The organism is Isoptericola aurantiacus, from assembly GCF_044769875.1.
Taxonomy (GTDB): Bacteria; Actinomycetota; Actinomycetes; order Actinomycetales; family Cellulomonadaceae; genus Isoptericola; species Isoptericola aurantiacus.
The window spans coordinates 119637-138350 of record NZ_JBJBAE010000005.1 but is presented as its reverse complement, the minus strand read 5'-3'; the positions used below and the strand labels follow the sequence as shown (position 1 = coordinate 138350).

The 18714-nt window shown below is 71.3% G+C and carries 18 protein-coding genes; 11 read left to right on the top strand and 7 right to left on the bottom strand.

Features of this window, described 5'->3' with window-relative positions:
* Positions 1-14: 14 nt before the first annotated feature.
* Both ACIQLL_RS14405 and ACIQLL_RS14400 read right to left on the bottom strand, forming a co-directional pair.
* On the bottom strand, positions 15-1028 hold the full coding sequence (locus tag ACIQLL_RS14405) for a serine hydrolase domain-containing protein (protein ID WP_402468467.1): 1014 nt from the start codon (positions 1026-1028) through the stop codon (positions 15-17).
* A 73-nt stretch (positions 1029-1101) separates the two neighbouring features.
* A complete protein-coding gene (locus ACIQLL_RS14400) occupies positions 1102-1800 on the bottom strand; it encodes an HdeD family acid-resistance protein (protein ID WP_402468464.1) in 699 nt (232 codons plus the stop codon).
* Between the two features lie 151 nt (positions 1801-1951).
* Here ACIQLL_RS14400 and ACIQLL_RS14395 point away from each other — a divergent pair, with 151 nt between their 5' ends.
* Positions 1952-3844, top strand: coding sequence for an adenylyl cyclase (locus ACIQLL_RS14395; RefSeq protein ID WP_402468461.1), 1893 nt, complete (start codon positions 1952-1954; stop codon positions 3842-3844).
* An 85-nt stretch (positions 3845-3929) separates the two neighbouring features.
* Here the strand turns inward: ACIQLL_RS14395 and ACIQLL_RS14390 are convergent, their stop codons facing one another.
* Complete coding sequence (locus ACIQLL_RS14390; RefSeq protein ID WP_402468458.1) at positions 3930-4904, bottom strand: LacI family DNA-binding transcriptional regulator; 975 nt, start codon at positions 4902-4904, stop codon at positions 3930-3932.
* Positions 4905-4994: 90 nt separating this feature from the next.
* Here ACIQLL_RS14390 and ACIQLL_RS14385 point away from each other — a divergent pair, with 90 nt between their 5' ends.
* Genes ACIQLL_RS14385 through ACIQLL_RS14375 form a run of 3 tightly spaced genes read left to right on the top strand, consistent with a single transcriptional unit; the run spans position 4995 to position 8652 of the window.
* Positions 4995-5777 (top strand): methyltransferase domain-containing protein, encoded by a 783-nt coding sequence (locus tag ACIQLL_RS14385; protein WP_402468455.1) that lies wholly within the window; start codon positions 4995-4997, stop codon positions 5775-5777.
* Positions 5774-7423, top strand: a complete 1650-nt coding sequence (locus tag ACIQLL_RS14380; protein WP_402468453.1) for an FAD-dependent oxidoreductase — start codon at positions 5774-5776, stop codon at positions 7421-7423. Before ACIQLL_RS14385 ends, ACIQLL_RS14380 begins: the two co-directional genes overlap by 4 nt.
* The gene (locus ACIQLL_RS14375) at positions 7420-8652 is read left to right on the top strand and encodes a cytochrome P450 (protein ID WP_402468450.1); all 1233 of its coding nucleotides are present in this window, start codon (positions 7420-7422) and stop codon (positions 8650-8652) included. Before ACIQLL_RS14380 ends, ACIQLL_RS14375 begins: the two co-directional genes overlap by 4 nt.
* Here the strand turns inward: ACIQLL_RS14375 and ACIQLL_RS14370 are convergent.
* Positions 8595-9038, bottom strand: coding sequence for a hypothetical protein (locus tag ACIQLL_RS14370; RefSeq protein WP_402468448.1), 444 nt, complete (start codon positions 9036-9038; stop codon positions 8595-8597). The two genes, ACIQLL_RS14375 and ACIQLL_RS14370, sit on opposite strands and share 58 nt — an antisense overlap.
* A gap of 41 nt (positions 9039-9079) precedes the next feature.
* On the opposite strand from ACIQLL_RS14370, the gene ACIQLL_RS14365 reads away from it, so the two are divergent.
* Positions 9080-10210 carry a lycopene cyclase family protein gene (locus ACIQLL_RS14365; RefSeq protein WP_402468446.1) on the top strand — a complete coding sequence of 377 codons (1131 nt, stop codon included), beginning with the start codon at positions 9080-9082 and terminating at the stop codon, positions 10208-10210.
* 174 nt (positions 10211-10384) lie between these two features.
* Here the strand turns inward: ACIQLL_RS14365 and ACIQLL_RS14360 are convergent, their stop codons facing one another.
* On the bottom strand, positions 10385-11554 hold the full coding sequence (locus ACIQLL_RS14360; RefSeq protein ID WP_402468443.1) for a mandelate racemase/muconate lactonizing enzyme family protein: 1170 nt from the start codon (positions 11552-11554) through the stop codon (positions 10385-10387).
* A 301-nt stretch (positions 11555-11855) separates the two neighbouring features.
* Here ACIQLL_RS14360 and ACIQLL_RS14355 point away from each other — a divergent pair, with 301 nt between their 5' ends.
* Positions 11856-13202: a GntP family permease gene (locus ACIQLL_RS14355; protein WP_402468441.1), complete on the top strand. Its 1347-nt coding sequence runs from the start codon at positions 11856-11858 to the stop codon at positions 13200-13202.
* Between the two features lie 23 nt (positions 13203-13225).
* On the opposite strand, the gene ACIQLL_RS14350 is transcribed toward ACIQLL_RS14355, so the two are convergent.
* Together ACIQLL_RS14350 and ACIQLL_RS14345 are read right to left on the bottom strand one after the other, a co-directional pair.
* Positions 13226-13948, bottom strand: coding sequence for a FadR/GntR family transcriptional regulator (locus ACIQLL_RS14350; protein WP_402468438.1), 723 nt, complete (start codon positions 13946-13948; stop codon positions 13226-13228).
* Between the two features lie 213 nt (positions 13949-14161).
* Positions 14162-14656, bottom strand: a complete 495-nt coding sequence (locus tag ACIQLL_RS14345) for a MarR family winged helix-turn-helix transcriptional regulator (RefSeq protein WP_402468436.1) — start codon at positions 14654-14656, stop codon at positions 14162-14164.
* Positions 14657-14757: 101 nt separating this feature from the next.
* Between ACIQLL_RS14345 and ACIQLL_RS14340 the strand changes: the two genes are divergently transcribed.
* From ACIQLL_RS14340 to ACIQLL_RS14320, 5 genes are all read left to right on the top strand, one after another.
* Positions 14758-15378: a nuclear transport factor 2 family protein gene (locus ACIQLL_RS14340; protein ID WP_402468433.1), complete on the top strand. Its 621-nt coding sequence runs from the start codon at positions 14758-14760 to the stop codon at positions 15376-15378.
* Between the two features lie 68 nt (positions 15379-15446).
* Positions 15447-16610: an MFS transporter gene (locus ACIQLL_RS14335; RefSeq protein ID WP_402468432.1), complete on the top strand. Its 1164-nt coding sequence runs from the start codon at positions 15447-15449 to the stop codon at positions 16608-16610.
* Positions 16611-16710: 100 nt separating this feature from the next.
* A complete protein-coding gene (locus tag ACIQLL_RS14330; RefSeq protein WP_402468430.1) occupies positions 16711-17553 on the top strand; it encodes an aldo/keto reductase in 843 nt (280 codons plus the stop codon).
* A gap of 2 nt (positions 17554-17555) precedes the next feature.
* The gene (locus tag ACIQLL_RS14325; RefSeq protein WP_402468427.1) at positions 17556-18020 is read left to right on the top strand and encodes a GlcG/HbpS family heme-binding protein; all 465 of its coding nucleotides are present in this window, start codon (positions 17556-17558) and stop codon (positions 18018-18020) included.
* Positions 18021-18080: 60 nt separating this feature from the next.
* Positions 18081-18680, top strand: coding sequence for a hypothetical protein (locus ACIQLL_RS14320; RefSeq protein WP_402468425.1), 600 nt, complete (start codon positions 18081-18083; stop codon positions 18678-18680).
* Positions 18681-18714: the final 34 nt, after the last annotated feature.

Sequence of the window (18714 nt, the reverse complement as noted above, 5' to 3'; positions counted from 1 at the left end):
CCTGTCCGGGCCGGTCAGTCGAACAGCCCGGCCGTCGCGGCGACGACGGGCCAGGCGCCCTCCGAGGTGTTGCCCAGGACGCTCACCGTCGTCCGCGTGCGCGGGTCGTGCGTGGAGCGGAACGAGGCTCCGGCGTCGTACCCCTCCAGGACGACGGCCGGCCCGGTCCGGTGGAGCCAGAACCCCGTCCCGTACCGCAGGTCCTCGGCGGGCACGTCGTGGCGGGGGCGCGTCATCTGCGCGACCGTGCCCGCCGCGACGACCCGGCCGTCGAACAGGGCCTGCCAGAACCGGTGCAGGTCGGCGGCCGTGGTGTAGAGGCCGCCGTCGCCGTTGCCGAGGACGGGCAGGTGCAGCACGTTCGTCCGGTTCCCCGTCGGGTCCAGGTAACCGAGGGCGGCGTCAGCGGGCAGGTCGTCGGAGCGCAGGTAGCGGGTGGCGTCCAGGCCGGCGCGGTCGCAGACCTCGGAGTGCACCAGGTCGTGGAAGGTGCGTCCGCTCACCCGTTCGGCGATCAGCGCGAGGACGACGTAGCCGCCGTTGTTGTAGGCGAACCTCTCGCCGGGCGGGAAGGACGGGGCGAACCCCTCCAGCTCGGGCAGGAACGCCTCGGCGCTCGTCAGCAGGTGCACGGGGGAGCGCAGGACGTGGTCGTCCACCTCCCAGTCGGCCTCCTCGTCGAGGTAGTCGCCGATGCCCGAGGTGTGGGTCAGGAGGTGCTCGACGGTCACGGCGTCGTCGATCAGCGGCAGGTCGTCGCCCAGGACGCTGCGGGCGGTGGTGTCCAGGCCGAGCGACCCGTCCGTCACGAGGCGCATCACGGCCAGCGCGGTGACCGACTTGCTGCCGCTCGCGACGGCGAACCGGGTCGACGGCGTGTTCGGGACGCCGTGGGCGCGGTGGGCGTACCCGTGGGCGCGTTCCAGGATCCGGCGGTCCGCCACGTCGACGGTGATGACGCCGGAGAACTGGTTCCGCGCCACGGCGGACTCGAGCGCCGCGTCGAGCTCTGCCACGTCGATGGTCATGAGCCACGGTAGGGACGGCGCGTCCGGCGGGTCCAGGGATTTCGGCTCGAGCCCGTCCCGGCGGCTCCCTGGCTCAGGCTGGGCCGGGGCGCTCCGGCGGTACCCCGGCCGCCGTCGGGCCGGGTGTGGCGCCGGGCGTGGCGCCGGGCTGCCGGTCCGTGCCGTCGGGGACGACGGCGGGGCCCGTGGCGTCGGCGTCCTTCTGCCGCGTGCTGGTCGAGAGGCCGCCGACGACGAGCACGGCGCCGCAGAGCACCAGGTAGAGCCCGAGGAGCAGGGCGATCGTGGTGGTCTCGTCGGTGGGGCTGGCCAGGACGAGGATGCCGAGCACCAGCCACATCGCGGCGTTGACGAGCTGCCAGTCCCAGGCCAGGGTCCGTGCGGCGCGCCCCCGCATGCCGCCGACGATGCCGAGCGCTCCGGCGGCGCACGCCCAGATGCCGAGCACCAGGAAGAGGACCTGCGAGGTCAGGTCGGGCAGCAGCACCACGAGCGCCGCCGCGACGATGCTGATGATGCCGACGACGAAGCGCCAGCTCATCTCGCCGTCGGCGCCCTTCGCGGCGCGGCCCTCGAGCGTCAGCAGGATGCCCTGGACGAGGATCACCAGGCCGATGAGCCAGCGGAGCCAGACGAGCCCCTCGTCGGGGTTGGCGAACAGCAGCACGCCGACCACGAGATAGGCGGCGGCCCGGACGTAGACGAGTCCCCACAGCCGGCGGGCCGTGCCCACGGTCCGCCGGGAGAGCGGGGTCGTGCTGGTGTCGGACATCTGTCGGCCTCCTGGTCGCGCCCGGTTCCTGCTGCCGATGCTACGAGGACGGCGACGACCCCGCGCTGCGAAGCCGAGGCCCTTGCGCCGGGCTGACCAGGCCTCTAGGGTGCGGTGACACGAGTCACCAACTCAATGGAGAGGCCCTCGTATGTCACTGACGACCCGGCACGGCACCCGCCGCGCCCTCGCCCTCGGAGCCGCCGTGGCCACCGTGCTGAGCACGGCGGGTGCGGTGCACGCCGCCCCGCCCCAGCGCGTCGACCCGTACGACCCGGACCTCGGTCCGAACGTCACCGTCTTCGACCCGTCGACGCCGCAGGACGAGATCGAGCAGTACCTGACCGAGCTCGCCACGCAGCAGACCGACGCCGAGATGTCCACGGACCGCTACAGCGTGCTCTTCAAGCCCGGCGCGTACGGTTCCGCGCAGGACCCGCTGCAGGCCACCGTCGGCTACTACACCGAGGTCGCCGGCCTCGGAGCGAACCCGGGTGACGTCGACGTCCACGGCGCGCTCGAGGTCTACAACCGCTGCCTCGGCGACGACGCCAACCCGAACTGCATCGCGCTGGTCAACTTCTGGCGCACCATCGCCAACCTCCACCTCACCGTGGACAGCGCCGGCCAGGACGGCTGCCGCGCCTCGGCCAACTTCTGGGCGGTCTCCCAGGCGGTCTCGATGCGCCGGCTCGACGTCACCGGCCCCGTGTCCCTCATGGACTACTGCACCGCCGGCCCGCAGTACGCCTCGGGCGGGTTCATCGCCGACTCGCGCTTCGACGCGCCGGTCACGAACGGCTCCCAGCAGCAGTGGCTGACCCGCAACTCCGAGATGCCCTCGTGGTCCAACGCCGTGTGGAACCAGGTATTCTCCGGCGTCGAGGGCGCACCGGACGACTCCGCCTTCCCCGACCCGCCGTACACCACGCTCGACACCACGCCCGTCAGCCGCGAGAAGCCGTACCTGTTCGTCGACGACGACGGCCGGTGGAACGTCCGCGTCCCGGCGGCGCAGACCGACACCCGCGGGGTGAGCTGGGCCGACGGCACGACGCCGGGCCGCACGATCGGCATCGAGGACTTCTACATCGCGCAGCCCGGTGACTCCGTGCGGGAGATCAACACCAACCTGGCCCGCGGCAAGAACCTGCTGCTCACGCCCGGCGTCTACGACGTCGCGGACAGCATCCGGGTCAAGCGTGCCGGCACCGTCGTCCTCGGCATGGGCCACGCGACCCTCACCGCCGTCGACGGCGCCGTCCCCGTGACGGTCGCCGACAAGCCGGGCATCGTCGTCGCCGGCATCACCGTCGACGCCGGGACCGTCGAGTCCCCCGTGCTGCTGCAGGTCGGCAAGGCCGGCGGTCACCACGGCAACCCGGCCAACCCGGCCAACCCGACCACGCTGTCCGACGTGTACTTCCGCGTCGGCGGCCCGCACGTCGGCAAGGCCGACACGGCGCTCGAGGTGAACTCCGACCACGTGCTCGTCGACCACACCTGGGTGTGGCGCGGCGACCACGGCGTCGAGGGCTTCCCCACCGGCGGCGAGGCCGGCGTCAACGGTGACACCGTGCGCTGGAACACCAACACCGGCCGCACCGGTGTGCGCATCAACGGCGACGACGTCACCGCGACGGGACTGTTCGTGGAGCACTTCCAGGAGTTCAACACCGTCTGGAACGGCGAGCGCGGCACCACCGTGCTCTACCAGAACGAGCTGCCCTACGACCCGCCGACTCAAGGCCACTGGACCCGCCCGGACGGCACCCTCGGGTACGCCGGGTACAAGGTGGCCGACGACGTCACCGAGCACACGCTGCACGGCGGCGGGGTGTACGTGTTCAACCAGAACAACCCCGAGATCGTCACCGAGAACGGGTTCGAGGTGCCCGATGCTCCGGGCGTGAACCTGCACCACGTCATGACGGTGAACCTCTCGGCCGGGACGATCGAGCACGTCGTCAACGGCGTCGGTGACGCGGTGCCGCCGTCGACGTCGGGTGCTCCGGAGTACGTGCCCCAGTACCCGGCTCCCTGACCCCCCGACGCTGTGGGTATGAAATCTGCAGGTCTCCCGGGCGGGAGACCTGCAGATTTCATACCCACAGCTGTCGTGCGGGGGATCAGGTGGTGGCGCGCACGACGACGCGGCTCGGCTCGGTCGGCCACGGCGGCTGCGGCTCGCCGTCCAGCACCGCCTCGACGCAGGCGGCCAGGTGGTGGGCCTGCGCCGCGCTCGGCTGGGTGATCGTCGTCAGGGGCGGGCTCGTCAACGCGGCCGCAGGGACGTCGTCCAGCCCCATCACCGCAAGATCGCCGGGGACGTCGAGGCCGGCCTCCCGTGCGCCCGCGAGCACGGCCAGCGCGATCTCGTCGTTGTAGCAGGCGACCGCCTCGATCCCCTCGGCCGCCCACCGGCGGACCACCGCGGCGGCCGGGCGGGCGGGGTCGACGACGGCCGTCGGCGGTGCCGGCAGTTCCAGCCGGGCGCACGCCTGGCGGATCCCGTCGGCACGCAGCCCGGCGAACTCTTGCAACCGGCCGTCCTGCGTGGTGGCCACCGCGAGACGCCGGTGCCCTCGTGAGCCGAGGTGCTCGACCTGGAGCGCGCCCAGGGCCCGCTGGTTGCCCTCGTCGATGCCGGCGTGCCCGTCGTCGTCGACGTCACCCGCTCCCACCACCTCGATGCCGGCCTGCCGCAGCGCGCGCAGGTCGTCGGCGGGGAAGTGCGTCAGCCCGACGACGACGCGCGGCGTCACGGCCTTCCACAGCTCGCGCAGCGGTCGGGAGGACCGGTGGTGGTGCACCAGGAGGAACAGCCCGCGCTCGGCGAGGTTGTCGGTGAGCAGGTCCAGGACCGTGTCCACCACCGGTCCGGTCGGCCAGTCCGGCAGCACGCACACCACCAGGTCGCTCTGTCCCCGGCGCAGCGCCCGTGCGGCGGCCGACGGCGCGTACCCCAGCCGGGCGGCCGCGGCCAGCACCTGCTCGCGGGTCCCCTCCGAGATGTTGGTCCCGGGGGTGTCGTTGAGGACGTAGCTGACGGTGGTCCGGGACACGCCGGCGGCGCGCGCGACATCGGCGCTGGTGACGGGCATCGATCCTCCACGACGGTGTGCACGCACTCTACGCGGCGGGCCGGTGGCGTGGGCGCGAGGCCGGGCCCGGTGACACCGTAGGGTGAGCACGTGTTCCGCAAACGCACCGCCGTCGCAGACTCCGTCGAGGCGCGGGGTGCGCGGCTCGCCGACGAGTTCGACCGCGCCGCCGACCGGTACGACCTGCTGACCCGGCTCAACCCGGGGTACCACGACGCGCTGCGCACGGCGGCGCGCGCGCTGGTCTCGCTGCTGCCGCGGCGTCCCGACGAGCCGCTCGTGCTCTGGGACCTGGGGTGCGGCTCCGGGCTGTCCACGCGGGCCGTGGTGGACGCGGCCGGTGCGGATGCCCGTGTGCTCGGGCTGGACGCCTCGGCCGGGATGCTCAGCCGTGCGCGGGCCAAGAGCTGGCCAGCCGGCGTCCGGTTCGTGCAGGCCTTCGCCCAGTCGCTGCCCGACGTCGCCCGCGAGCACGGGGTGCGCGACGCGGACGGTGCGTTCGCGGCGTACCTGCTGCGCAACGTCCCGGCGGAGCAGCGCGACGACGTCGTGGCCGCGATCCGCGACCAGGTGCGGCCCGGTGGCTGGGTCGCGCTGCAGGACTACCACGTCAAGGACCGCCGCGTCGCCACGGCGGTCTGGACCGTCGTGTGCTGGGGGGTCGTGATGCCCCTGTCCGTCGTGGTGCGCGGCAACCCGTCGATCTACCGCTACCTGTGGCGCAGCGTCGTCGACAACGACAGCACCACGCAGCTCCGGGCGCGCCTCGAGCGGGCCGGCTTCACCGACATCCGCTGGCGTACCGCCACGGGATGGCAGCGGGGGATCCTGCACACCGTCCTGGCCCGCCGGCCCGGGACGGAGCCGGCGTGAACCGCCCGGTCCCGCCCGGCCGGGACCGGGCGGCCGTCCTGCACGCGGCGGCGCCCGGTACCGAACGCATCGCCGACGACCGGCACGTCGTCGTCGTCGGCGGCGGCATCGCCGGTCTGGGTGCGGCGGCGATCCTGGCGGAGCGCGGCCTGCGCGTGACGCTGCTCGAGGCCTGCGACGAGCTGGGCGGCCGGGTGCGCTCGTGGCCGGTCGCGGACCCGGACGGCGAGGGCCGCACGATGAGCCGTGGCTTCCATGCCTTCTTCCGGCAGTACTACACGCTGCGGGCGCTGCTGCGGCGCGCCGACCCGACGCTCGACCACCTCGTGCCCGTCGCCGACTACCCCCTGCGCCGGGGCGACGGCCTCACCGACAGCTTCGCCACGCTGCCGCTGACCCCGCCGGTCAACCTGGCGGCGTTCGTCGTCCGCAGCCCCACCTTCCCGCTGTCCGCGCTGCCGAAGGTGCACCTGCCCAGCGCCGTCGAGCTCGTCTCGGTGTCGTACCCCGAGAGCCACGAGCGCTACGACGGCGAGTCCGCCCAGGACTTCCTCGACCGGCTGCGCTTCCCCGAGGGCGCGCGGCACCTCGCCCTGGAGGTCTTCGCGCGGTCCTTCTTCGCCCACCCCACCGAGTTCGGGGCCGGCGAGCTGGTCGGGATGTTCCACACGTACTTCGCCGGGTCGTCGGAGGGCCTGCTCTTCGACGTCCCCGACGACGACTACGACACCGCCCTGTGGGCGCCCCTGGGCCGCTATCTCGCCGGGCTCGGCGTCGACGTGCGCACCGGTACCCGGGCGGAGTCGCTGTCGCGGGACGACGACGGACGGTGGCACGTGGGCACGGGCTCCGGCGAGCTGGCCGCGGACGCCGTCGTCGTCGCCGCCGACCCGCGGGCGACCCGCGGACTGCTCGCCCCGCTCGCCGACGACCTCGGGAACGGCCCCGACGTCGCGGAACGGCAGGAGTGGCACCGCCGGGTCGCCGCCGGGCGCAACGCCCCGCCCTTCGCCGTCCTGCGGCTGTGGCTGGACGGCACGGTCGCGCCGGAGCGCGAGGCGTTCCTGGGCACCTCCGGCTACGACGTTCTCGACAACGTCACCGTCCTGGAGCGCTTCGAGCAGGGTGCGGCCGGGTGGGCCCACGAGCACGGCGGCTCGGTCGTGGAGCTGCACGCCTACGCCGTCGACCCCGAGCGGGACCCCGACCTGGCCGGCGACGGGCCGCGCGGGCTGGACACCGAGCGGCTGCGCGCCCGGCTCCTCGACGCCCTGCACGCGGTCTACCCCGAGACGCGCGCGCTGCGGACGGTCCATGACGAGCTGCTCGTCGAGGACGACTGCGGGCTGGTCGGCACCGGCCCGTGGCGCGACCGCCTCACCGTCGACACCCCCTACCCGGGCCTGGTCCTGGCCGGCGACGGGCTCCGGGTCGACTGGCCGATCGCGCTCATGGAGCGTGCCGCCGTCACCGGCGTGCTCGCCGCCAACCACCTGCTGCAGGGCTGGGGCGTGCAGGGCGAGGACGTCTGGACCGTCCCGCTCCAGGGTGTGCTCCGGCGTCGGCCCGACCTGTCGGAGGCGGGCGCCGCCGTGGCGCGTGCCGCGCGGTCCGTCCGAGACCGTCTTCCCGTCGGGCGGCGATGACCGCGCGACGGCGGGCCGTGCGGCCCGGTGAGCCGAGCACACCCCGCGTGGAGCGGCAGGGCGCCGACGGCCGTCGCGGGGTGAGCACGGTATGGCGCATCCGGTCCCTCGAGGCCGCCCGGCAGGTGCTGCGTGCCCGGCACGCCACGACGCAGGCCGGCTTCACCGCGGAGGCCATCCCGCAGGGCCGGCTCAAGCACCATCCGATCCTCGTCTCCGACGGCCCGCTGCACGACGAGCAGCGCAGCAAGGTCGCCCGATTCTTCGCGCCCAAGGTCGTGGCCGAGCGCTACACCGGGCAGATGGAGGCGTGCGCCGACCGCCTGCTCGGGCGGACCCGACCGGGGGGCCGCCTCACGCTCGACGAGCTCGCCCTGCACTACACCGTCGAGGTGACCGCCGAGGTCGTCGGGCTGACCGAGTCGTCGGTGCCGCGCATGTCGCGCCGCCTGGTCAGCTTCTTCCGCCAGCCGCCCTTCGACATCACCCGCCGCGACCTGGGCCGTACCCGGCGCCAGTGGATGCGGGCCGCCGTCAACGGGCTCGTGCCCGTCGGCCGGTTCTACCTGGCGGACGTGCGACCGGCCGTCCGGGAGCGCCGCCGGGAGCGGCGTGACGACGTCATCAGCCACCTCGTCGACGAGGGGTACACCGACGTCGACATCCTCGTCGAGTGCGTCACCTACGGCACGGCCGGGATGGTCACGACGCGCGAGTTCGTGACGATGGCGGCGTGGCACCTGCTGCGCGACGACGTCCTGCGGGAGCGGTACCTCGTCGCGGGCCAGGAGGAACGCTTCGCGATCCTGCACGAGATCATCCGCCTGGAACCGGTCGTCGGGCACCTCTACCGGCGTGCGCAGGAGCCGATCGACGTCACCGACGGTGACAGCAGGTGGACGATCGAGCCCGGCGACCTCGTCGACGTCTCCGTCCGCCACGCCAACGCCGACCCGCACGCGGTGGACGAGGACGGCCTGGACCTGTGCCCCGGCCGCAGCCTGCCGCGGGGCGTCAACGCCGCGGGGCTCACCTTCGGCGACGGCGCCCACAAGTGCCCGGGTCAGCCGCTCGCCATCCTCGAGTCCGACGTGCTGCTCACCCGGCTCCTCGGCCGCGCGCCGCGCGTCGTGCGGGAGCCCGAGGTGGGCTGGGACGACCTCATCGAGGGCTACACGCTGCGGGGGCTGGAGCTGGAGCTGCCGGACAGCTCCTCGGGCAGCCGGTGACGGTAGGTCCAGGACGTCAGGGCCGTCGCGAGCATCGCCAGCAGCACCCCGGTGAAGATGTGCACCCCGCGGACGGACGGGCCGAGCTCGCCGAGCGACAGCTGCACCGCGACGAGCACCGCCACCGCGAGGGCAAGGGTCACGTTGACCGGACCGGCGGACCGTCGCAGCGCCAGGTAGACGACCGCGGACCCGACGGCGGCCGCCAGCGTGACCCAGGCGCCCACCTGGTGCTGGACGAGATAGCGGGTCTGCCCGCCGAGAGCGGCCGAGGCCCAGCCGGCCTGCCCGATGACGCAGCTCAGGACCACGGTGGCCGCGCTGCGCAGCCAGATCAGGTGCGGGTGGGGCATCGCAGGGATCCGGGACCGGAGGCTCTCGCTCATGACGTCCTCCCGTCGTCGTACAGTCTGGCCAGGAGGTGGCCATGACGGTGGACGTGGCGGTGGTCGGGCTCGGACCGGCCGGACGCGCACTCGCCTCGCGGTGCGCGGCGGGCGGGCTGTCGGTGCTCGCGGTCGACCCGCGCCCCGGCGCGGCGTGGACGCCGACCTACGGCATCTGGGCGGACGAGCTCGGCGACCTGCCGGCCTCCGTCGTGCGCGCGCGGGCCGAGAACCCCGAGCTGCGTGCCATCGGTGTACACCCGCTCGAGCGTACCTACCTCGTGCTCGACAACGCGGCGCTGCAGGACGCCCTGTCCCTGGACGGCGTCGAGGTGCGCACCGGGCGCCTCGACGACGCGCAGGTCAGCGCGCTGCGGGGTGAGGCCGCGGTGGTGGTCGACGCGCGGGGCGCGCGACCCGCGGGCCTGCGTCCCGACGACCCGGCGCCCCTGCAGACCGCCTACGGCGTCGTCGTGCCGACCGCGGCCGCCGAGCCCGCCCTGGGCGGAGCCGGGTCGCTGCTCATGGACTGGCGTACCGACTGGACGCAGCAGGACCGGCCGTCGGCCACCCCGACCTTCCTCTACGCCATCCCCGTGGGCGGCGACCGGATGCTGCTCGAGGAGACGTGCCTGGCCGCCGCGCCGGGGCTGCCCGTCCCCGAGCTCCGGACGCGGCTCCGGCGTCGTCTGCTGGCCCGCGGCGTCGACCCGGCCGCCGTGGACCACCCGCTCTCCCGGGAGGTCGTGCGCATCCCCCTGCGTGGCCGGGGGAGTCCGCCACCACCGGGCGTCCTGGCGGTCGGGACCGCGGGACGCGGCGGGCACCGGGTCACCGGCTACTCCGTGGCGCACTCCCTGCGCCAGGCCGACGAGCTCGCGCGGGCGCTGGTGCGGGGGCAGGTGCCGGACGATCCCGACCCGATGGACGCGGCCGAGCACGTCCGGGAGGTCGGCCTGCGCGCCCTGCTGCGCCTGAGCGCCCAGGGCATGCTCCAGCTCTTCGAGAGCTTCGGGCGCCTGCCCGCGACCCGCCAGCGCGACTTCCTCGCCCGGGATGCCGGCGCCGCCGAGCTCGCCGCCGCGATGTGGGGGATGTTCGCGCCGATGCCGGTCACCGCGAAGGCGGACCTGGTCCGCGCCTCCCTGGGGCCCTCGCGCCAGCGCGGCTGACCGCCGTTGGGGTCATTCAGCTCGCCCGCCGGAAGTGATGCGGTCGTGGGAGGTGAGCCAAGCCTCGACGACGGCGGGCGCTTGGGTCTGGCCCCGGTCTGGTTGCCCTGCTTCGTCGGGCACCTTCGATGGGCGGGGCACAGATGAACGCGGACGGTTCTCGACGTTTCCCGCTCACGAGGTCCTGTACCGCTCGATGACCTCCAGGTTCACCTCGATGCCGAGCCCGGGGCCGGTCGGGACCGCGACGCATCCGTCCTCGACCGCGAAGGGCTCGACCAGTAGATCGTCGCGCAGTGGGTTGCGGGTGCGGTCGAACTCGATGACGGGCTCGTTCTGCAGGGGCACGGGCCGGTAGCCGAACGGGGCGAGCGGCAGTGCTGCGCATACGTGAAGCCCGGCGCTCAGCGCGATGCCCGAACCCCAGACGTGCGGCACAATGCGGAGGTTTGACGCCGACGCGAGCGCGGCGATCCGCTGCACCTCGGAGATGCCGCCTGCGACACAGATGTCTGGCTGCACTATGTCGACGCAGCCTCCGGCGATGAAGTCCCGGAATCCGTACCGCGTGTACTCGGCCTCGCCGCCGGCGATGGGCACGTCGATCGCGGCGCGGACGCGGGCGTATCCGGCCCGGTCCTCCGGCGGTACCGGCTCCTCGAAGAGCTCGAACTGGGCGTCCTCTAGAACGCGTCCCATCGCCACCGCCATGCTGGATGTGTAGGCGTGATTCGCGTCGGCGAGCAGGCCGAAGTCGTCGCCGAGCGCCTCGCGGACCGCTGCGACACGGCGCGCGTCCTCGCGGACGGGGAGCAGGCCGACCTTCATCTTGAGCATGGAGAAGCCAGACTCGGCATAGCCGGTCACCTCGTCCTGGAGCGCGGGCAGATCGCGCGCGGTGTCGAGTTCCGTGTGGCGGTAGTAGCCCCCGGTGCCGTAGGCAGGAACCTGCTCGCGGAACCGCCCGCCCATGAGGGTCGACACCGGGACCCCCAGGGTCTTTCCCGCGACGTCCCACAGGGCGATGTCGATCGCGCTGATCGCCTCGACGTATGTGCCCTTCTGTCCGAAGTCTCGAGTGGAAGCGTAGAGATGTTCCCAGACGACGGAGGGGTCGGCGTTCTTCATCGCGAGGAGGCGGGGAGCGAGGACCGAGTCGATGCACGCCTTGACCGGCTCGGCGGGGCCGTACTGCCCACCCTCGCCCCAGCCGACCAACCCGTCGGTGGTGGTGACGCGCACGAGCAGGCTGCTGCGCTCCGGGAACCCCGCCTGGGAGGAGTAGAAGCGCTCGGCACCCAGAGGCACCTTCAGCACGAACGTCTCGACCCGGTCGACCTTCATCTCGCTCCTCCTCAACCTGCTGCGGACGCTGCAGTGCGCCCCTCGACCTCTGGACGGTACCAGGTCATCAGAGGAGTTGTCCCGCGGCGTGCGCGGCTGTGTTCGTCATGGAATCAGTTGTCCGGCATGGGGATCTGAGGGGTTGACCGTTCCGCGGAGTCGCGTCTACGGTTCTAGTCATCTGAGGAGTACCCAAGGTCCAACGGCGGATCGCTCGCACGCGTCCGTGGTCACCCGATCCTCAGGGCATCCTTCAACCCGGGGTCGCATTCGGCGGCCCTCACCACGGAAGCAGGTGACGATGTTGTCAGCAGGATGGCTGATCATCGACTTCGTTCTGGTCTTCGTGGCGATCGCGTTGCTGATCGTCCGGCTCAAGCTCAACCCGGCGCTCGCGCTGCTCTTCGGGACCATCGTCCTGGGGCTTACGACGGGCATCCCCTACGAGGACGTGGTCGCCGGGATCAACGAAGGCTTCGGCTCGCTGATGGCAGAGGTCGGCCTGCTGATCTCGCTCGGCGTGATCATGGGCTTCCTCATGTCGAGCTACGGTGCTGTCCAGCGGATCGTGCAGGGCATCCTCAAGCTCTTCGGCAAGCGCGGCTCTCCGTACGCCTTCGGCCTCACACTGTCGACCGTGACGCCCGCGATCTACTTCGACGTGCTCCTCGTGCTGGTCGCTCCGATCGCCCGTCGTGTCGCACGAATCACGGGCCGCCCTGTCGCCTCGCTGGCTGGGCCCGTCTCCATGGGCCTGGCGGCCGGCAACGCCCTCGTCATCCCCGGCGCCGCGATGCTCGCCTACCTGGGCACGCTGTCGCTTTCGCCGAGCGAACTCCTTGTGCCCGGATTCCTCGTCGCGATCCCGTCCGTGATGCTGACGATCTTCCTCTACCTGGGCGCCATGGAACGCCTGCGGTGGTGGAACCCAGCGCGCGACGAGGAGGTCGTGGACGAGCACCTCGAGCAGGAGCAGGCCGACGCGGAGCCGGATAGCTCCCACCTGCCGTCCATGGGTGCCGCCCTCGCGCCCGTGCTCGTGGTGCTCGTGCTCATCGTCGCGGCGATCGTCGCGCCTCTCGTCGGTATCGACAACGGCGTGATCGGCTTCCTGGGGAGCCCGGTCATCGCGCTCTTCGCTGGTGCGCTCACCGCCCTGGTGATCACCATGCGCAGGTCCGGCCTGACCGGGCAGTCGGACGCCGTCAACAAGGCGCTCGAGACGGTGGGCACGATCCTGGTCGTCACGGCCGTCTCGGGTTCGCTGGGCCAGATCATCGCGGGCACCGGGATGCAGAGCGTGCTGTCGAGCCTCTTCGAGGCCAACTCGACTCTGCCGCTCCTGGTCGTATGGTTCATCGCGGCCGTCATGCGCATGGCCATCGGCGGGCAGACCGTCGCCGGGATCACCGCGATCAGCATCATCGCGCCGTTGGTCGACGGACTCGGGCTCAGTCCCGTGCTCGTCGTCCTCGCTGCAGGGGCGGGCGGCATCTTTGGCGGGCAGTTCAGCGACAACGCGTTCTGGATGCTGCGGAGCCTCTTCGGTCTGTCCACGCGGGGCGCGCTGAAGACGTACACACTCGGACAGTCGATGCTGTCGGTGGTGGCACTGCTCCTCGTGCTCGCTGCCGACATCTTCGTCTGAGCCGTGGGCGGGGCCCGCGTGACCTAGTCGGTTGCGCGGGGCCGTGCCGCGTCGTCGGCGGCGCGACGCAGCTCGCTCTGGACGGTGCGGACGTGCTCGCGCGCGCGATCGCCCGCCAGCGCCGGGTCTCCCTGCGTGAGGGCGTCAGCGATACCGACGTGGTCGGCGTGGGCCCGATCGAGGCGGCCCGGCATCTGGATGACCTTGAGGGAGTACTCCTCGAACTGGATCCCGAGGGTCTCCCACATGACCAGCAGCAGCGGGTTGCCGCTTGCTTCGGCCACCTGGCGGTGGAACTTTCCATCGAGGCGGACGAACTCGTCGTGCGTCACCTCCGGGTCACCGGCGGCGGTCAGGAACGTGACCAGGAGCTCCCGGTGATGGTCGGTGAGCCGAGTCGCGGCAAGCTCGGCTGCCATCCCCTCGAGGGCGATCCGCACCTCGAACAGGTCGCTCATCGTGTAGCCGCCGCCGAGCGTCAGGTCGAGCGGGCCGACGTTCTGGGGCTTGTCGTTGCGCACGAACACGCCGACACCGTGCGTGCTCTCGAGGTACCCGGCAGCTTCGAGCGTCCGCACCGCCTCGCGCATCGAGCTGCGGCCGACGCCGAACAACTGGGCGAGGTCCTTCTCCGCGGGGAGTTTGGAGCCGACCGGGTACTCGCCAGCCTCGATGCGCGCGGAGAGCTGGTCGGCGGCTGTGTCGGAGAGCTTGCGGCGGGGGACGCGGCGGTCGGACGTCGTCACAGCGGCTGCTCCGTGCGGTGGTGGTTCCCGGGTGGTGCCGACGGACTCGTCGGTCTGGCCATGCTATCTGGCAACGGAAACCCGGTGCGTACCGGCAATGGGCAAAGTCGGGCAAGGTCAGCTTCGGGGGTCACAGCGAACGTGACGAACGGATCGAAGCCCAGGGAATGAATGGCTCCAACAGACTCGTCAGGAGGCACCCCGGTGACCTGGTCAGGCCGACTCCAACTCGGGCGAGTTGTCGATGGGCTTCTCTGCCGACTTCCGCTCCGACGCGGCCGTGATGATCCGGTTGAGCAGCCGGACGAGCTGCTCGACGTCTTCGATGCTGCCGAGCGCCTCTACCAAGGAGTCGGTCCACGCCTGGTGCAGGGCTTCGCGGTTGGCGCGTGAGGCGTGTGTCGCGAGCACACGCACGCTGCGGCCGTCCTCGGCGTCGCGTTGGCGCACGATGAAGCCGAGCGCGGTCAGCTCGCGCAACGCCGCACTGACGTTGCTGCGTCGCAGGGCGTTGGCTTCTGCAATCTCGCTGGGTGTCGGGGAGCCGTGCGTCTCGATATAGCGCATGACCTGGGCATTGGTGGTGCTCAAGACCACTCCGGCGCCGGGATCGACGTCGAGGGTCCGGAGCTCACGTGCCGCACGGAAGACCAGCGACGGGAGATCTGCGGCTCGCTGGGGAGATCCGGACTCTTCGATGGTTGGCACTGATCGCCCTCCTCGCCTAGGCTAATGCTGTCAAGATAACTATATCGGACACTGCGTGCCGTGTGCCGCCTTGCCGGGCACTGAAGTCGGAGGATGATGCCATGATCGGTCCCCAGGAAGCGCGCCGTACCGAGGTGCCTATCGAGTGCGAACTGTTCTCCCTTGTCCGTCGAGAGAGGATGGCTCGCGACACGAAGGACTGGACCGCTCTCCAGGCAGCATACTGGCCAGGCGCGCGCGTTCGCGTGACCTGGTTCGACGGCCCGATCGAGGAGTTCGTCGAGGCCTCCCGCTCATCGGTCAGGCCCGGCCGTGTCGGCGGTTTCCACACGATCGATCCGGTGTGGTCCGAGGTCAGGGCTGATCGCGCGCTCATCGAGAGCCGTGGGCAGATCCTGCTCCGTCCGCTGGTGGAGGGCATCGAGTGCGATCTTACGAGCTGGTGCAGGTTTGTTGCTGGGGTCGAGCGCCGTAACGGCCGCTGGCGACTCGCATGGTTCGACAACATCTACGTGAAGGATCGTCTCGACCCTGTGGTGCCGGGCGCCGTGCCAGCGGTCGATACCGAGCTCCTTGCTTCATCGCGCGTGGCCTATCAGTGGCTCACATACATCAACGCACGCCGCGGGATCCGGGTCCCGGGCGACTTGCCGGGAGTCGATCGTGACGACCTCGTCGAGGACTTCTGGTGTGGCGCGCGGACCTGGCTCGGTGCGAGCTGACGGGGCGGCCGCGCCGTTTCGGAGCTCTCCGTGACCGGCACGCCCGCCCGTATCTCTTCACGTCGGGCATGTCCATGCTCGGCGACAACAACGAGCACGTCCTCACGTACTGGGTGTTGTGGCAGACCTTCCACTCCGCGGGGCTGGTGGGGTTCGAGGTCATCAGTCACTGGTTGCCGTACCTCGTCCTCTCCGTCCCGTTCGGTGCTCTCGCCGAGCGTTACGACTGCCGCGGGCTGATCCAGGCCGCGCAGGCGCTCTTCATGCTGGTCTCGGCCTGCTGGGCGGTACTCATCCTCACGGGCACTCTCACGATGTGGGCGGCGTGCGTCCTGCTCGTCCTGCACGGCTGCGCAGGTGCCCTGTGGTCCCCGGCCGAGCAGATGCTCCTGCATGACCTGGCCCCGCCCGAGGAGCTCGCGAGCGCGGTGCGGCTGAACGCGACATTCCGCAGCCTGGGCAGCCTCGCCGGCCCTGTCGTGGGCTCGGCGCTTCTCTTCGGTCTGGGCGTGCCGTGGGGCCTGTTCGTGAACGTCCTGTTCTACGTCCCGATGACCTTTCTGATGCTGCGCACGCCGTTCGACGGGCATGCCCGGAGCGGCTACGTGCACCGGGCGCGGATGACGTTCGCCGACACCTTCGGAGTCGTGCGGACTGTCGGTGGGGATCGCGTGCTGATGGGGATGATTGCGCTGACGTCGCTGGTCGGGCTGTGCGTCGGCGGCTCGCTGCAGGCCGCGATCCCCTCGTTCGCCGACCGGCTCGGTGCGGGTTCCGCGGGCATCGGGTACGGCGCGCTGCTCTTCGCGAACGGCGTGGGCGGCGTCGTCGGCGGACTGCTGCTGGAGGCATCGGGCGTCATCCGTCCGCGCGCACGGGCTGCGGTGGCGGCGACCGTGCTCTTCGGCCTGACGACGGTGACTGTGGCGATGACGGGGAGCTCTGTGGCCGCGATCGCCGCGCTCGTGGTCGGCGGGGTCGCGAGCCTGGTCAGTCGGTCAGTCGCCCAGGCGATCGTGCAGCTGCGCGCCCCGGTGCGGGAGCGCGGGCGCGTCATCGGGGTGTTCAACATGTTCGGGCAGGGCATGCGTACCGCGAACGGGCTGATGCTCGCCCTGGTCGGCGGCGCGTTCAGCGTCGGGACCGCCGTGGCCCTGGGTGGCGCCGTGCTTGCGCTGGGCGCGGCCGGGCTGGCGTGGTTCGTGTCGCGAGGGCCCGTGTCCGGTGGTTGAGGGGTGACACCGCTCGCATTGTGATAGTAATAGTGCTATAACTACTGAGTCGCCTGGACGGCGGCGTTGCAGTGACATCGAAGGAGATCGAACGCACATCATGTCCAGCATCGACCGGGTACCCTCCATCACCCTGAACGACGGACGGTCCATCCCCCAGCTCGGGTTCGGGGTCTTCCAGATTCCGCTCGAGGAGACCAAGGACGCGACGGCCGTCGCGCTCGATGTCGGCTACCGGCACATCGACACCGCGGAGCTCTACGGCAACGAGGCCGGGGTCGGGGAGGCCGTCGCGGCCTCCGGCGTGGACCGGGAGGACGTCTTCGTGACGTCCAAGCTGAACAACAAGCACCTCGACTTCGACGGCGCGGTGGTCGCGGGGCGTCAGTCTGCCCGCGACCTGGGCGGCTATGTCGACCTCTTCCTCATCCATTGGCCGCTGACGACGATCAGCGACTTCCTCCCCCGCTGGCGAGCGCTGGAGCAGCTCCAGAAGGAGGGCGTCGTGCGGTCCATCGGTGTGTCGAACTTCCAGTCGGCCCACCTGGACCGGCTCCTGAGCGAGGCGGAGATCGAGCCGGCGGTGAACCAGATCGAGGTCCACCCCTACCTGGTCCAGGAAGAGCTGCGCCGCTACGACCGTGATCACGGGCTGGTGACGGAGGCATGGTCCCCGCTCGCGCAAGGGCTCGTGCTCGACGACGCCACGATCGTGCGGGTCGCCGAGTCCGCCGGGCGTACCCCGGCACAGGTCGTCCTGCGCTGGCACCTCCAGCGCGGTGACGTCGTCTTCCCCAAGTCGGTCACGCGCGCCCGGGTCGAGCAGAACTTCGAGGTCTTCGACTTCGACCTGTCCGACGACGACATGGCGGCGATCACCGCTCTCGACCGAGGACATCGCACCGGCCCGGACCCCGACTCGTTCGACTTCGTCCCGGAGTGACCATGGCATTGGCACCAGGCATCCGCAGGGATGCGGTCGACTACGTCCGGGACGCACCGCAGATCTCGTTGGAGGGGGCGCGAGCCGTCGTCGACGCGGTCCTCGCCGAGACCGCGAGGCGGGGTCTCGAGCTCAGCGTCGCCGTGGTGGACGCGGGTGGTCACCTGGTCGCGTTCGCGCGGACCGACGGGGCCGAGCTGCAGACCGTCAAGGTGGCCGAGCGCAAGGCCCGGAGCGCGGCGTTCACCCACATGCCGACGGGGCCGGTGAGCCGGTCCGGGAACACGGGAAGCACCCACCATCTGCTGGCGATCACGCTCGCCGCGGGGGCCGAGAACTTCGTGACCGTCCAGGGTGGGGTGCCAATCCGGTCCGACGACAGGATCGTGGGCGGCGTGGCCGTGAGCGGTGCCGCGCACGCGGACGGTGAGATCGCCGCCGTCGGCGCCGCCGTGCTCGCGGCCTGACCGCACCCACGACACGTCCCCACGACCGACGTCACGTTCGAGAGCTAAGGAACCAACACGATGCCCCAGTACGACGACCACTGCGTGGAGATGCTGCTCCGCGAGGACAACCCGCGCCGCCCTGGACGAGCGGGCACATTCATCTTCGGCCAGGAGTTCAAGGGCCAGGACTACTTCGAGCGGACGCCGATCCTCACGGAGATCATGCCCATCACCGGGAACTACATGATGATGAGCGGATTCCCGTCCGAGGTGCGCAGGCGCATCTACACGATGCGTGACGGACACCAGGGCGGGCCGTACCCGAAGTACAACATGCAGGCCGACAAGCTGATGATCTTCAGCGGTTCGGACCCCGACCGACTCGACGACCTCGGCGCGCATGTCGAGTTCCACCTGGGAGAGGGCGAGGACGAGTCCGTGTTCCACTTCGACTCGCCGCGCGCCGTCTTCGTCCCGAAGGGCGTCCGCCATGGACCCGTGTACATCACGCAGTTCCGGCGCAACCTCACGATGTTCACGGTGTTCACGAAGCCGTCGAAGGAGGCCGCGCAGATCGTTCAGGCCTGGGACTACGAGGGCGACGACGACAAGATTCATGAGGTCATCGGCGACGACATGTCCGAGTACCAGAAGTTCTTCGCGGAGAACCCCAAGTGAGCGGGCGCAGCACGGACGACCTGTCCGGGAACTG

Coding starts and splice junctions, on each gene's coding strand:
- ACIQLL_RS14405 (WP_402468467.1), bottom strand. CDS start 1,028: ATGACCATCGACGTGGCAGAGCTCGACGCGGCGCTCGAGTCCGCCGTG.
- ACIQLL_RS14400 (WP_402468464.1), bottom strand. CDS start 1,800: ATGTCCGACACCAGCACGACCCCGCTCTCCCGGCGGACCGTGGGCACG.
- ACIQLL_RS14395 (WP_402468461.1), top strand. CDS start 1,952: ATGTCACTGACGACCCGGCACGGCACCCGCCGCGCCCTCGCCCTCGGA.
- ACIQLL_RS14390 (WP_402468458.1), bottom strand. CDS start 4,904: ATGCCCGTCACCAGCGCCGATGTCGCGCGCGCCGCCGGCGTGTCCCGG.
- ACIQLL_RS14375 (WP_402468450.1), top strand. CDS start 7,420: ATGACCGCGCGACGGCGGGCCGTGCGGCCCGGTGAGCCGAGCACACCC.
- ACIQLL_RS14370 (WP_402468448.1), bottom strand. CDS start 9,038: ATGAGCGAGAGCCTCCGGTCCCGGATCCCTGCGATGCCCCACCCGCAC.
- ACIQLL_RS14365 (WP_402468446.1), top strand. CDS start 9,080: ATGACGGTGGACGTGGCGGTGGTCGGGCTCGGACCGGCCGGACGCGCA.
- ACIQLL_RS14360 (WP_402468443.1), bottom strand. CDS start 11,554: ATGAAGGTCGACCGGGTCGAGACGTTCGTGCTGAAGGTGCCTCTGGGT.
- ACIQLL_RS14355 (WP_402468441.1), top strand. CDS start 11,856: ATGTTGTCAGCAGGATGGCTGATCATCGACTTCGTTCTGGTCTTCGTG.
- ACIQLL_RS14340 (WP_402468433.1), top strand. CDS start 14,758: ATGATCGGTCCCCAGGAAGCGCGCCGTACCGAGGTGCCTATCGAGTGC.
- ACIQLL_RS14335 (WP_402468432.1), top strand. CDS start 15,447: ATGTCCATGCTCGGCGACAACAACGAGCACGTCCTCACGTACTGGGTG.
- ACIQLL_RS14330 (WP_402468430.1), top strand. CDS start 16,711: ATGTCCAGCATCGACCGGGTACCCTCCATCACCCTGAACGACGGACGG.
- ACIQLL_RS14325 (WP_402468427.1), top strand. CDS start 17,556: ATGGCATTGGCACCAGGCATCCGCAGGGATGCGGTCGACTACGTCCGG.
- ACIQLL_RS14320 (WP_402468425.1), top strand. CDS start 18,081: ATGCCCCAGTACGACGACCACTGCGTGGAGATGCTGCTCCGCGAGGAC.